This is a genomic window from Marinobacter litoralis (assembly GCF_016427555.1).
In the GTDB taxonomy this organism is placed as follows: domain Bacteria; phylum Pseudomonadota; class Gammaproteobacteria; order Pseudomonadales; family Oleiphilaceae; genus Marinobacter; species Marinobacter litoralis_A.
Genome location: NZ_JAELVS010000005.1, coordinates 172,260 through 186,210, shown reverse-complemented (window position 1 = coordinate 186,210; position 13,951 = coordinate 172,260). Strand labels below are relative to the sequence as shown.

Genomic DNA, 13,951 nt, shown 5'->3' with positions numbered 1-13,951 from the left:
CAATAAAAAGGTCAAGTGGCTCATGAGTGAACCGTACGTTCTCGAGACCCGCAACCTGATCAAGGAATTCAAGGGCTTCGTTGCCGTCAATGACGTCAATCTGAAGATCCGCCAGGGGGATATCCACGCTCTGATCGGGCCCAATGGGGCCGGCAAGACAACGGTATTCAACCTGCTCACCAAATTCCTGATCCCTACCCGCGGGCAAATTCTCTACAAGGGTGAAGACATCACGTCGTTGAAATCACCCGCCATTGCCCGAAAAGGCATCATCCGCTCCTTTCAGATATCCGCTGTATTTCCGCACATGACGGCACTCGAGAATATCCGGGTTGCGCTTCAAACCGCCGAAGGTACGTCCTTCAGCTTTTGGAAAAGCGGCACTTCTCTGAACAAGCTCAATGAACGCAGCATGGAATTGCTGGAATCGGTCGGCCTGGCGGAATACGCCAACACAATCACCGTCGAGTTGGCTTATGGTCGGAAACGGGCGTTGGAGCTGGCAACCACGCTGGCCATGGAGCCCGAATTGTTGCTGTTGGATGAGCCAACACAGGGGATGGGTTCTGAAGATGTGGACAGGGTTGTCGAACTCGTTCGCAAAGCGGCCCAGGGCCGCACCGTGCTGATGGTGGAGCACAACCTCAGCGTGGTGAGCAAATTGTGTGACCGGATCACCGTGCTTGCCCAAGGTGCCGTTCTGACGGAAGGCGATTATCAGACCGTTTCTGCTGACCCGCAGGTCAGAGAAGTTTATATGGGCAGCGACGGCAGTGGCGAGCGCGGTGTTGCCAGTGCCGAAGACGACAACCTGGAGGCGGCCCAATGAGTCATTCCGATCGTGAATACGAACAGTTGCGCCTTTCAGGGTTACACGCGTTTTACGGCGAATCGCATATTCTGCACGGCATCGACATGGTGGTGAACCGGGGCGAACTGGTGACCTTGCTTGGCCGCAACGGGGCAGGGCGCAGCACTACCCTCAAGGCTATTATGAATATGGTCGGGCGCCGCACTGGCACCATTTCAATCAACGGCGAAAATACCATGCAGTGCGCACCTCACCACATCGCCCGATTGGGCGTGGGGTATTGCCCGGAACACCGAGGCATCTTTGCCTCGCTCAGTGTGCAGGAAAACCTGACACTGCCGCCGGTTGTTCGAAGTGGCGGGCTGAGCCTCGAAGAAATCTACACCATGTTTCCGAACCTGTACGAACGCCGTTTCAGTCAGGGAACCAAGCTTTCCGGTGGTGAGCAGCAAATGCTGGCGATGGCTCGGATTCTTCGCACTGGCGCCACCATGTTGCTGCTGGACGAGATCACCGAAGGGCTGGCCCCCGTCATCGTTGAAAAACTCGGCGAGGTGCTGGTCGCCCTGAAAAATAAAGGCCTGACCATCGTGCTGGTGGAGCAAAATTTCCATTTTGCAGCACCACTGGCGGACCGCCATTACGTAATGGAACACGGTCAGATTGTGGAAGAAATTCACGCCAACGAACTCGCTGCCAAGCAGTCGGTGCTGGATGGCTATCTTGGGGTCTGACCCCAAAAAGATCGAGAGCAACAAAAGCAACAACAAAACGAACCAACGCAAGACAGTATCGGAGATATAACAATGACAATGATGAAAAAACTTCTTGCTTCAGCCGTTGCATCCGCCTTGATGGTGGGCAGCGCACAGGCAGAGATCTCGAACAACACGGTGAAGATAGGTTATCTGGCTGACATGTCTGGCACCTACCGAGACCTGGCGGGTCCGAATGGCCTGAAAGCACTGGAAATGGCCATCCAAGATTTCGGCGGTAAGGTGAACGGCGCCAAGATTGAAGTGGTGAGTGCCGACGACCGTAACAGCCCGGATACTTCGTCCAGCACGGTCAGGCGTTGGGTTGAAAATGAAGACGTCGATCTGGTTGCCGGCATGGTCGCGTCATCGGTATCGATCGCTGTCAGTAAAATCCTGGAAGAAAACGATCGTTTGGGAATTATTTCCGGCTCGGCTGCGTCGAGCATCACAAACGAGCACTGCACCCCCAACCACATACATTACGTTTACGACACCTATCCGCTGGCTAACGGTACAGCCAGTGCGGTGGTTAAGGAAGGCGGCAAGACCTGGTACATGTTGACCGCGGATTACGCCTTCGGGCATGCGTTGGAAAGTGACGTCCGGCAGGTCGTTGAGGCGAATGGCGGTGAAGTAACCGGCGCGGTGCGCCATCCGTTCCCGACCCAGGACTTCTCCTCCTTCATCCTGCAGGCCCAGGCATCTGGTGCCGATGTGGTGGGGCTGGCTAATGCCGGGTCCGACACCACCAATGCCATCACCACGGCCAGTGAATTTGGCCTGACCCAATCCGGTCAGACCCTGGCCGCTTTGCTTCTGTTCCTCACCGATGTTCACGCGCTGGGCGCGGACACGGCGCAAGGCATCCAGCTGACGACCGGTTGGTACTGGGATATGAACGATGAAACCCGTAAATGGTCTGATCGCTTTATGGAAGAAACCGGTGTTCGCCCGACCATGGTGCACGCCGGTATCTATTCCAGCACCCTGCATTACCTGAATTCTGTGGCGGCAGCAGGTTCTGACGATGCGCAGACCGTGCGTAAGCAGATGATGGATACGCCGATTAACGACATGTTCGCCAAGAACGGCAAGATTCGTGTTGATGGCCGCATGGTGCACGATATGTATCTTGCGGAAGTGAAATCGCCGGCGGAGTCCGAGTCTGAATGGGATCTGTACAAAATTTTGCGGACCATCCCGGCCGATGAAGCTTATCGCCCGCTCTCGGAGAGCAAGTGCAAACTGGTGAAGATGTAAGTCGCCAAGCGCTGTCCGGCCAGCCTCATCGCAGGCTTCGCCGGGCAGCAATCGGCTGACTGACAGAATAACAACAACGCCTGCACTGCTTGTGGAGTAAGCAATATGACCATGATTTTCGGCGTCCCCCTTGCTGTGCTTTCCGGCCAGCTTCTGATCGGCGTTATCAACGGCGCTTTCTACGCCCTGTTGAGCCTTGGCCTCGCAGTTATTTTCGGCCTTTTGAAGATTATTAACTTTGCCCACGGTGCCATGTACATGCTTGGCGCTCTGGTCACGGTTGTCCTGTTTGACATGCTGGGTGTCAATTACTGGGTAGCACTGTTTTTAGCCCCGCTATTGGTAGGGGCATTCGGCATTCTCATTGAATATTTTCTGCTTCGGCGTATTGCCGGTCAGGATCACATCTACAGCTTGCTGCTGACCTTCGGCGTCGCGCTGATTATCCAAGGCGTGCTAACCAACATCTACGGTGTGTCTGGCTTGCGCTACACCATGCCGGATTTGTTCAAGGGAGGTATCAATCTCGGATTCATGTTTTTGCCCTACTACCGGGCATGGGTGATCGTGGTGGCCTTACTGGTGTGCTTTGGCACCTGGTTTGTCATTGAAAAAACCAAGCTGGGGGCCTACCTGAGAGCCGGTACCGAAGACTCTCAGCTTATGCAGGGCTTTGGCATAAACGTACCCCTGCTGGTCAGCCTGACCTACGGCTTTGGCGTGATGCTGGCGGCCTTCGCGGGTGTACTGGCCGCGCCCATATACTCCGTAACCCCGGTGATGGGGTCCAACACGCTCATTGTGGTGTTTGCGGTGGTGGTGATCGGTGGCATGGGCTCGATTGGCGGGGCCATTATAACGGGTATTCTGATGGGCGTGATTGAAGGCCTGACAAAAACCTTCTACCCGCCAGCGTCCTCGGCTGTCATCTTCCTTGTGATGGTTGTTGTATTGATGTTCCGACCCAACGGCCTGTTCGGTAAGGAGGCGTAGTCATGAATAACTCTGTTAATTCTACCGACATTCACAAGGTCATTGTTGCGCAACAAAAAGCCCAGGACCGCAAAAAAATGATGGTGAACGGCGTCTTGCTGTTGCTGTTGCTGGCTGCGCCCTTTGCGTTTTACCCGGTCTTCTTGATGAAGATTTTGTGCTTCGCACTGTTTGCGGTGGCCTTCAACTTGTTGTTCGGCTTCACCGGCTTGTTGTCGTTTGGCCATGCCGCATTCCTGGCCACTGGCGGATACACCACGGGCTATCTGTTAAGCAACTACTCGGGCCTGACCACCGAGATGGGGATCATCGCTGGTACGCTTGCGGCAACGGTCATGGGGACGGCCTTTGCGTTGCTGTCTATTCGCCGACAGGGCATCTACTTTGCGATGGTCACCCTGGCTCTGGCGCAGTTGGTGTTCTTCTTCTACGTGCAGTCTGACTTCACCGGCGGTGAAGACGGCATGCACGGTATCCCGAGAGGCAAGTTGCTTGGGGTGCTGGATCTGGAAGACAACATGAACATGTATTACTTCGTGCTGGCGGTATTCATCGGTTGTTATCTGCTGGTACAGCGGATTGTCAGCAGCCCTTACGGGCAGGTGCTGAAAGCGATCAAGCAGAACGAGCCACGGGCGGTATCACTGGGCTATAACGTGGATCGCTATAAAATCCTCGCCTTCGTGATCTCAGCGGCACTGGCCGGGTTAGCCGGTTCCATGAAGTCCGTAGTATTCCAGTTAGCCTCTCTCAACGATGCCCATTGGCACATGTCGGGCGAAGTTATCCTGATGACGCTTGTAGGCGGCATGGGCACACTGCTTGGCCCCGTTGTTGGCGCCACCTTCGTCGTCAACGTGGAATATCAGTTGGCCCAAGGGCCGCTTCGGGATTGGGTAGACCCGATACTTGGCGGCATCTTCGTGCTCACCGTATTGGCTTTCCGCAGCGGTATCGTGGGTGAGATTCAGAAATTCATGAAGAAAAATCTCGGCTAAAAAGGACTATCCCGCCCTCACTGGCACACAATGACGTGCCGGTGAGGGCACCACCACTCCGCATCTCGTTGGCGCAAAGACCGACCCTGCCCAATTCACGGAATTATACGAACGCGTTCGCAAAACCCCGTGAACCTCACAGAAAACATTGCTAACCTTCTGATAAGTTTGAAAACGAAATGATGGCCATGGGAGTTATACGCCCAGGTTTTGGAGCGTTTGTGGCTTGAATGGGGCGTATAACTCCAATCGCTGCCTCGGCTGTTTCTTTAAGATCATAATTTTTAAGATAAATCTGCTTTTTCTAATGCCGGCGTGAATGGAGTTTTACGAATGGGTGATATACGAACGCGTTCGTATAATTAGCTGTTGAACTAAACCGCTTCGCGGTAGCGGTGTGGCTGAGAATTTCCCCGGAATGGAGAGGATTGGCGGATACTTTTGAATGGCCCAAGTGGGCTTTTCAAAGAGGAGATGCCGCCATGACCCCCTTACGTCAGGCTATGATCCAGGCCATGCGTCAGCATGGTTTTTCCCCACAAACACAAAAAAGTTATCTCTACGTAGTCGCGGATTTAGCGAGGTATTACCGCCGATCCCCGGACCAGTTGGAGGTTGGGGATCTGCAGACCTACTTTAACTATCTCGTCCAGGAGCGATCTCTGGCGCCGGCCAGTTGCCGGCTTTACCTGCATGGCATTCGGTTTTTGTACCTGCAGGTGCTGCATTGGGTAGACTTCGATGTGAACCTAGTGTTGCCCAAGCGACCACAGCGCATTCCTGAGTTACTGACTCGTCAGGACGTGGCAAGGATAGTGGGAGCCACCAGGAACCCCAAGCATCGGGCCTTGCTGTTGATCACGTATGGTTGCGGCTTGCGCGTGAGTGAAGCTGTGGCGTTGCAGGTAAAGAGCATTGATAGCGAGCGTCACTTGCTCCATGTCCATCTGGGCAAAGGCAGCAAGGACCGAATGATTCCGTTGGCTGACGTGTTGCTAGACCGGCTGCGGGAATACTGGCGTCTTCAGCGCCCCATGACCTGGTTGTTCCCAAGCGAAGTGTTGGCGGGACAGCATCTCACAACTACCACTGCCCAAAAGGTGTACCGAAACGCCAAGATCGCGAGTGGTGTGCAGAAGTGTGGAGGGATACACGCGCTACGTCACGCCTATGCTACCCATCAGTTGGAGCATGGCGTGCCCCTCAATGATTTGCAGAACATCTTGGGACACAGTGATCTGCGCACCACCGAACGATATTTGCACTGGTTGCCAGGGCTTTCCTCCCAAAATCGCTCGCCTGCGGATTTGATCGCGGATCTGGGAGGTGGGCGATGACAGGGGCAATCACGGTTCAGTCGGTGCTGAGTCAGTTTTTGGTCACGGAATCGCTGGATAGCCATCGCCGGAAGGTCTGTCGTCGCCTGATAGATTGCCGAACGGCACGGATGGGCGGCATGGAAATGCAGTGTGATCAATGCAAGGTACGCACCGTTCATTACTACGGTTGCCGGGACCGGCATTGCCCACAATGCCAGGGGCGGGCAAGCCAGCAATGGTGTGAGCGCCAGCGCCGGTCGCTGCTGCCGGTTCCGTACTTCCATCTGGTGTTTACCTTACCTCATACCCTGAATGGCTGGGTGCAGGTGCATCCAGAGGTGGTCTACCGTCGCCTTTTCGAGTCGGTTTGGAACACGCTTCGTCAATTTGGCCTCAGAACCAAACACTTGCAGGGAGAGTTGGGCATGACCGCTGTCCTCCATACTTGGGGGCAGAACCTGAGTCGCCATGTTCATGTACATTGCTTGATTCCGGGTGGGGTGCTCACAGAAGCTGGTGAATGGCACCGGGCTAAACATCAGTATTTGTTCCCGGTCAGGGCGTTGTCACGGCGCTTTCGCGGACGGATGACGTCGTCGCTCAGAAGTTCAGCCAGAGCTGGCGAACTGTCCAGACTTACCGAGCCTGAGACCATTAACTCTGTGCTCAATGACTTGATGGCGAAGGATTGGGTGGTTTACGCCCGTCATTGCCTGAACCAGGCTGAAACAGTGGTGGACTACCTCGCTCGCTACTCCCATCGCATTGCCATCAGCAACGGCCGGTTGTTGGCACAGAAGGGTGAGCGGATCTTGTTTCGGTACAAGGATTACCGAGAGGGAGGCCGCCAGAAGACACAGCAACTGGGTGGGGTGGAATTCGTGCGGCGGTTCCTGATGCATATCCTGCCAAAAGGTTTTATGCGCATTTGACATTTTGGCTATTTAAGTAACCGGACGCGGCGCCAAAAACTGCGCGTCATTCACCAGGCTCTCCGAAGGCCAATCGAGCCTGACGTTGAAACGTTAAGACATTCAGGGAGGTCATGCGCCTGGCCGTGCACTCGATGTGACGAAGGCATGGTTTATCGGGTTCTACAGATTCCTGGGTGCAGAACACTGGGGAGACTAGTGACGGCCTAGCCGCATCTGGCGGCTGGCAGCATGCATACAGTTCCAGAGGAGCTGGGCGTTGACTCGCGTTCTGACTGGAAATGGAACAAAGAGCGGGTTAGTCTGGCCAGAATACACAAGGATGGGATCGTTTATGGGAACCACTGGAAGAATATTCACGTCCACCGAGTACTTTTACGGGCTCAGTTTGTTGTTCCGGCCTCTGCCTAAAAATTACTTTACCCTTATAGACAGCTAGCGGGCTTTGGTGCTGGCGGCTTAGTCCAACCCACATTTAAAGGTCATGCTGTGCACGACCATTAAATGCTTAAGTGTTAAATTTTCGGGAGTGGTGTGCAGACAACTTGTCCTACATACCTTGAAGTTGCAGACCGCTTCTATCATGATTTGACTGATCTGCTTAAGCAAAAAACGCAATGCATAAAAAGCGAGTTCTAATATGGGTAACATGAAAATAAGCGGTACGGCAGATATTACTCATGAAGGCATAAAAAAGCATTTCACTAAGTGGAAAAAATATTCATTTCAAGCGATTAACGAACTTATAGCCAACGGTTTTGATGCTGGAGCAAAACGTGTTGATGTTATTGTTGACCACAACGAATTACACGGTCTTGAATCTGTAACTATTCTAGATAATGGATCAGGGATTGATATTAATCATTGTGACTCGCATTTCTCTAAGTTCAATGAGTCATCCAAGCATGGAGATGATGACGCACAAGGTGCACATGGTAAAGGAAGGCTTGCTTTTCATTTGCTATGCTCCAGCGCCTCATGGTTCACAAAGTGTAAAAAGGCGAACGCGATAATAAAAATAGAAAGCCAAAGCCTTCGAAATTTCATTGCGGAAGAGATAGACAGTAGTAATCAACATGCACTATTAAGTTCTATGGGGTCAGGTACATGTGTGGTTCTTAAGCATTTCAAAGAGAACCTTCCAGGTGCTGAGGAAATAAGAAAACGTCTTGAGACCTATTTTGGGTGGCGATTAGCCCTAAATCCTGATCGAGAACTAACGGTTAATGGAGTGAAAGTTGAAATTCCCGAATGCAGGGTTATAGAAAAAGAAGTATCTATTGATAATGTAACTTTTAAGGTCGATTTCATCCGCTGGATAAATAAGCCAGGAGATGAGAAATCGTATAACTATGTAGTGAGTAATGAAGGGCGAATTCTTCATAGGGCTTTGAGTAGTTTTAATAATAAACCTCTTTTTTATCTGAGCACCTACGCTCGATCCGACTGGTTTGATAATTTCGACAAGCATAATACATCGTTAAACTTTTCAGGTAATATGCAAGTAAATGAGAGCTCTCCTGAGTTTAGAGAGCTTAAGAAGAGAATAAATAGACTTAGCGGCGAGATCTATGAAGAGTTTCTTCGTGAGTTTGTGGACGAAAAGATTGAAGAGTATGAGGCCAAAGGGTATTTCCCCAGCCATAAATTAATTAGCCAAGAAGAGTCTTTGTGGCGGAGGAGTAACACTAAATCTTTTGTAAAAAAATTGTATATAGCAGACCCTTCTATATTCAATAACACTAAAGAGAAGCCGTTAAAAATTCTTATCGCATTAATTGATAAAATTCTTGTGTCAAACGAAAACGATACTATTTTTGATGTTATTGGGGAAATCCTTGACCTAAGCGAAAGCCAAATCGAATTGCTGTCAGATCAAATTAATAATTCTTCGCTTGAGAACATAATAAGCACAATTGAAATATTGCAGAAACGAGAGTTTGCGGTTCATAAGTTGCGCGAAATAATGGTAAATCATTACAAGCAGGTGCTGGAAACACCTGACCTCCAAGGAATTATTGAAAGCAATACGTGGCTGTTCGGTAATCAATATGCAATTCTTGGTGCTGAGGAAGATGATTTTCAAAGAGTTGCATTGAATTTGAGAGAGTCTGTTAAGGGAATAACAATAGTAGATGAAAATGATTTTGAACCTGAAGACTTAGATGCGGGGCTAAGCATAGAAGGTGTAAGACGACAAGTTGATCTCTTCTTAGCTAGAAAAAAATTGAGTTTCAACTCTAGAGGCGAGTCCTATTACCAATGTACTATCATCGAAATCAAGAAGCCTGCAATTGCCTTAAATGAAAAGCATCTCAAGCAAATAAAGGATTACGCAAGGATTATATCTGAGCATGTGGGCTTCTCTATGGAGAAGATGCGCTTTGAAATCATTTTGGTTGGCAGAAAGATATCTGAGAGAGATTTTGACATTAATTCAGCTCTAGAAACCGCAGAAGCGAAGAATGAACCTGGATTAGTTTTCAGTACAAAAAATGATCGCATCAAGGGCTATGTTAAGACATGGGGTACGATTTTCGCTGAATTCGATTTGTCGAATCACTATTTGCTTGAACAGCTCAAAACCAAAAGAAAGTCCTTGGAAACAAAGTCATCAGACCAACTTGTTGATGATCTCAAGAGCCCGGCTTGAGAAATTTAACAAGTGCGGCCAAGGGACGCTCCTTACGTCGCGCCCTTGCCACTAGCGTTGTGGCCTAAGACTGATTAGCATTCTTGTACGTCCTTCGAATATTGAGAAAAGGGTAATTTTAAGTGTCTATATCATTTCAAAAACTGGCCAGGGGCGGGTACGTTCCTAATCAAGCTCGTAATACTGCCTATCTACAAGCTGATAACTGGGATGATTTTGGATATAAGACGCTATTTAGCCTTACCATTTTTGATGGAGAAGGCAATAAGCACTCAATCGGTAGCGTAAAAATAGGTTTTACCGGCCAAGTTGGAGGCTGGACTGAAGAACACATTCCGCACAATTTCAATGTATTGCAGGAAAAATTCTATTCGTTGGGGCAGGACCCCGACTATTATAGAAATCTTTTAGATTTCCTTTCATTTGAGATGGTAAACAGTGTGCTGATGGCGCTAGGGGACGTTGCTCATAATCCTGACCGTTTGGCGATAGCTGAAAATGAAGGGGCTTTTAATACTTCATTAATGAGGAATGTTAATCGCTCCACTATCGAGCAGCAGTTTCGACGCATCTTGCGCGGAGAAGCACCTCTCACAGACTATGACTTCTTTTATGAAAAGGCTGCCAATGATTACTACTCCGGAATTAAGGTTGAATTTCAAGTAGAGCCAAACGCCAAGCCGTCTTCGAATATTCACATATTGATTGGCCGAAACGGTGTTGGGAAAACAACCCTTTTGAACAACATGGTTGATGCACTTCTCCCTCACAGAGGTGCGGTAGAGGAGACCGGCTATTTTGCCACTAACTCCATATGGGGGGGGGCTTCCGCACTCCAAAATAATTATTTTGCCGGGATAGTCTCTGTATCTTTCAGTGCATTTGATCCCTTTACTCCACCTGATGATCAACCTGATGCAACTGCAGGGATGCGATATTACTATGTTGGCTTGAAAAAGCGTGTGCCTGAGAACGATCTGAATCAATGGGTTCTAAAAGATAAAATCGATCTATGTCGAGATTTTACTGAGAGTTTAAATCTCTGTCTTTCATTGACATCCAAAAGTAATAGGTGGGTTAAAGCTGTTAGGAAGCTAGAATCAGACTCTAATTTTGCTGAAATGGATCTATGTCAACTCGTTAATGTGTACGCTAATGATTTTTCCGATTCTAAAAGACAATTTTCTGAAAAGGCGTCCGCACTATTTGAGAGGATGAGCTCAGGACATGCGGTTGTCCTACTATCTGTAACAAAGCTCGTTGAAACTGTTGAAGAAAAAACCTTAATCCTCCTTGATGAGCCAGAAAGCCATCTTCATCCACCACTACTTTCCGCGTTCACAAGAGCGTTGTCGGACTTACTTGTTAATCGTAATGGTGTTGCAATTATCGCCACGCATTCGCCAGTTGTATTGCAGGAGGTTCCTAAGTCATGTGTGTCTATTCTAAGAAGAACTCGATTGATTTCCAAAGTAGAAAGGCCGGAAAATGAAACCTTTGCTGAGAATGTAGGCGTTTTGACGCGAGAAGTGTTTGGGTTAGAGGTATCCAAATCCGGCTTTCATGACCTACTGGAAAGCTCAGTGAATGAGGGTAAGAGTTACGAAGAAATTGAGCAGGAATACCAAAACCAACTAGGTTTTGAAGGTAAGGCGATACTGAGATCGATGGTAACTAATAAGATAATGCAGGCGAGGGGCGGAGAATGAGAAGTATCTCCGCCCCCAATGAGGACCCCAAAGAAGTTTATGAGTTATGCATAAACAGCATTTCAGATAAACGTTTGCGCTGTCGTCTCAGTGCCGTTTCTGATGTTGTCGCTGCCGCTGCATATCAATATTGGAAGAATGGTATTGAAAATACACTGTATAGCCTTCCATCCAATGACTGCAAAAACGAAGAAATAGTCATAGGCGCGGTGAATAAACAAGAACTAAAAGATGTTTATAGCGTTCATATGGTAGGCAGGGCGAAGCCTGCAAGAAAAATATATGACTCCTTGTTATCTAGAGCACCACACGGTAGGTGTCCATTTTGTGGGATTGGGAATGCCTCGACTTTAGATCATTACTTGCCGAAAAGTAGGTATCCAACTCTTTCGGTTGTTCCACAAAACCTTGTGCCTTCTTGCAAAGATTGCAACACTGGAAAAAAAGCCAATATTTCTACCGTTGCTGAAAAACAAAGTTTGCATCCCTATTTCGATAATAGTTCTGTTATTAGTGAACAATGGATTTTCGCTGATGTTGAGTCAACATATCCTGAGATAGTCAGGTTTTTTGTTCGCGCACCCGAAGATTGGGATGAAACATTAAAAAAACGCGTCCATTCGCATTTCGAGGACTTTAACCTGGCTAATAGGTTCTCAATTGAAGCCGCCGACGAGCTCGCGAATAAGAGGTATCTGCTAACTGAGTTTGAACGAAAGAATGGAGCTCAAGCATTGATTGATCTACTCTCAGATGAAGCTGACTCTCATTTTCGTGTACATAAAAATTCGTGGCAGACTGCATTCTATCAAGCGCTCCATGAACATTATATGGTGTCGAAAAAAAGTCAAAACCAAGCAACCAAAGTATGTCCAGTTTGTGAGGGTGAAGGTGTATTCGTCAATTATTTTTGTCCATGCTGTAATGGAAATGGGATTGTTTCAGGTCATATGGAAATCAATGTCTCTGATTATCAGAGGTTAAAGTGCCCAGAGTGTGATGGCCGTCCAGGATGTCGTTTGTGTGCAGGCTCAGGAGTGATTCGAAGGGAAAAAGCACTCCAGTTAGCTCGAAGCAGGCCATAACAATCGGCTGCACAGCGACCGATTTTCCGCCGCTTGGCGGCTCCAAACCGGCGCGTGAGCCGGGCGTTGAGGCTGTAGAAAAACCCTAAATCGGACTGGTTTTGGTAGCATTTAGCAAACAGACAAGGAGTCGTCGGGATGCCTCGTTTCATGCACTACAACTACGACCAGGATGCGATGGTCGTGATCAATTACCAAGAGCAGCTACAGCCGGGCACCTTTGAACACGCCGTTCATTATCTGATTGAGCACAAGTTGGATCTGTCGGTGTTTCATCCCAAATACCGCAACGACGACACCGGCCGCATTGCTTACGATCCCGCTATTCTTCTAAAGATCATCCTGTTCGCCTATTCGAAAGGCATCACCTCTAGCCGCGAAATTCAGTGGTGCTGCGAAACCAACATCATATTTAAAGCGCTGTCCTGCGACACCGTTCCGCACTTCACTACCTTGGCCAAGTTTGTTAGCAGCCACGCTGAGGAAATCGAAGAGTTGTTCGAACAGGTGTTGCTGGTGTGTCACGAGCAAGGCTTGCTGGGCAACGAACTGTTTGCCATCGACGGCTGCAAAATGTCCTCGAACGCCGCGAAAGAATGGTCGGGCACCTTTAAAGAGCTGGGTGAAAAACGCGACAAGCTGAAGCGGTTGATTCGACATCATCTGCGTGAACACCACCAACGGGATGAGGCGGAAACCGAAGCCGAACTGGATAGGGACATTCGCCGTGCGAAAACCATCCTATCGCTGGACGAAGCGATGACCAAAGTAGACCGATTCCTAAAGACGAGCAGCCCAAGGATGGGCCAAGGGAAACGGCATCAGAATCTGCCCAAAACCGGTTGGAAAACCATTATTCCCGCCAGTGAATTCCAGTTCGATCCGGTCAATCTGTCCTGTATTTGTCCTGCCGGGCAAGAGCTTCATTATGAAGCGACCCGTACGGATGGGAACGGTGTCTCCCGAGCACACTTCAAGGGCCGTCTGCTTCAGTGTCGAAACTGCCCCAAGAAACGCCAATGCATGCAAAACCCCGCCTCGGCCGATCACCGAAAAGGCAGCGGCAGGCAGGTGACGTTTGCACTGGAGCGAAATCGTGGGCCCACCTACACGGATTGGATGAAGCATCGGGTAGATAGCCCGCAAGGCAAAGAAATCTACAGCCGCTGCATGTCGGTGTTGGAACCGGTGTTCGGCAACATTGGCACAACCAAACGCCTGAACTGTTTTAGCCTGCGTGGAAAGCGAAAAGTGCAGGGGCAAAGGCAGCTGTATTGCTTGGTGCACAATATTGAAAAGCTGGCGAATTATGGGCAGATGGCTGCGTGATCGGGGGGAGGCAATGCGCCCAGAAATGCCCTTGGGCACAAGGCTACGAGCGTCTGAACACAGAAATAGCGGGATTGAGGTCTACAAAGGGCAATCAATCCGGA

Annotated in this window: 11 protein-coding genes; all 11 read left to right on the top strand. The window is 49.5% G+C overall.

Features of this window, described 5'->3' with window-relative positions:
- Nucleotides 1–22: 22 nt before the first annotated feature.
- The 11 genes from JAO79_RS13820 (at nt 23) to JAO79_RS13770 (ending at nt 13,847) form a co-directional block, all read left to right on the top strand.
- Complete coding sequence (locus tag JAO79_RS13820; protein WP_199007842.1) at nt 23–829, top strand: ABC transporter ATP-binding protein; 807 nt, start codon at nt 23–25, stop codon at nt 827–829.
- Nucleotides 826–1,545, top strand: coding sequence for an ABC transporter ATP-binding protein (locus JAO79_RS13815; RefSeq protein WP_199007841.1), 720 nt, complete (start codon nt 826–828; stop codon nt 1,543–1,545). The genes JAO79_RS13820 and JAO79_RS13815 overlap by 4 nt, the downstream gene beginning before the upstream one ends.
- Nucleotides 1,546–1,617: 72 nt before the next feature.
- Entirely contained in the window at nt 1,618–2,829 is a 1,212-nt protein-coding gene (locus tag JAO79_RS13810) for an ABC transporter substrate-binding protein (protein ID WP_199007840.1), read from the top strand.
- Between the two features lie 105 nt (nt 2,830–2,934).
- Nucleotides 2,935–3,822 carry a branched-chain amino acid ABC transporter permease gene (locus JAO79_RS13805; protein ID WP_199007839.1) on the top strand — a complete coding sequence of 296 codons (888 nt, stop codon included), beginning with the start codon at nt 2,935–2,937 and terminating at the stop codon, nt 3,820–3,822.
- Between the two features lie 2 nt (nt 3,823–3,824).
- Nucleotides 3,825–4,820 (top strand): branched-chain amino acid ABC transporter permease, encoded by a 996-nt coding sequence (locus JAO79_RS13800; protein WP_199007838.1) that lies wholly within the window; start codon nt 3,825–3,827, stop codon nt 4,818–4,820.
- Nucleotides 4,821–5,302: 482 nt separating this feature from the next.
- Nucleotides 5,303–6,157 (top strand): tyrosine-type recombinase/integrase, encoded by an 855-nt coding sequence (locus JAO79_RS13795; RefSeq protein ID WP_199007837.1) that lies wholly within the window; start codon nt 5,303–5,305, stop codon nt 6,155–6,157.
- Nucleotides 6,154–7,071 carry an IS91 family transposase gene (locus tag JAO79_RS13790; RefSeq protein WP_227664643.1) on the top strand — a complete coding sequence of 306 codons (918 nt, stop codon included), beginning with the start codon at nt 6,154–6,156 and terminating at the stop codon, nt 7,069–7,071. The genes JAO79_RS13795 and JAO79_RS13790 overlap by 4 nt, the downstream gene beginning before the upstream one ends.
- Nucleotides 7,072–7,711: 640 nt before the next feature.
- Complete coding sequence (locus tag JAO79_RS13785; RefSeq protein ID WP_199007836.1) at nt 7,712–9,724, top strand: ATP-binding protein; 2,013 nt, start codon at nt 7,712–7,714, stop codon at nt 9,722–9,724.
- A 122-nt stretch (nt 9,725–9,846) separates the two neighbouring features.
- A complete protein-coding gene (locus tag JAO79_RS13780) occupies nt 9,847–11,433 on the top strand; it encodes an AAA family ATPase (RefSeq protein ID WP_199007835.1) in 1,587 nt (528 codons plus the stop codon).
- A complete protein-coding gene (locus JAO79_RS13775; protein WP_199007834.1) occupies nt 11,430–12,518 on the top strand; it encodes an HNH endonuclease in 1,089 nt (362 codons plus the stop codon). The genes JAO79_RS13780 and JAO79_RS13775 overlap by 4 nt, the downstream gene beginning before the upstream one ends.
- A 138-nt stretch (nt 12,519–12,656) precedes the next feature.
- Nucleotides 12,657–13,847, top strand: a complete 1,191-nt coding sequence (locus tag JAO79_RS13770; protein WP_199007833.1) for a transposase — start codon at nt 12,657–12,659, stop codon at nt 13,845–13,847.
- Nucleotides 13,848–13,951 lie beyond the last annotated feature (104 nt).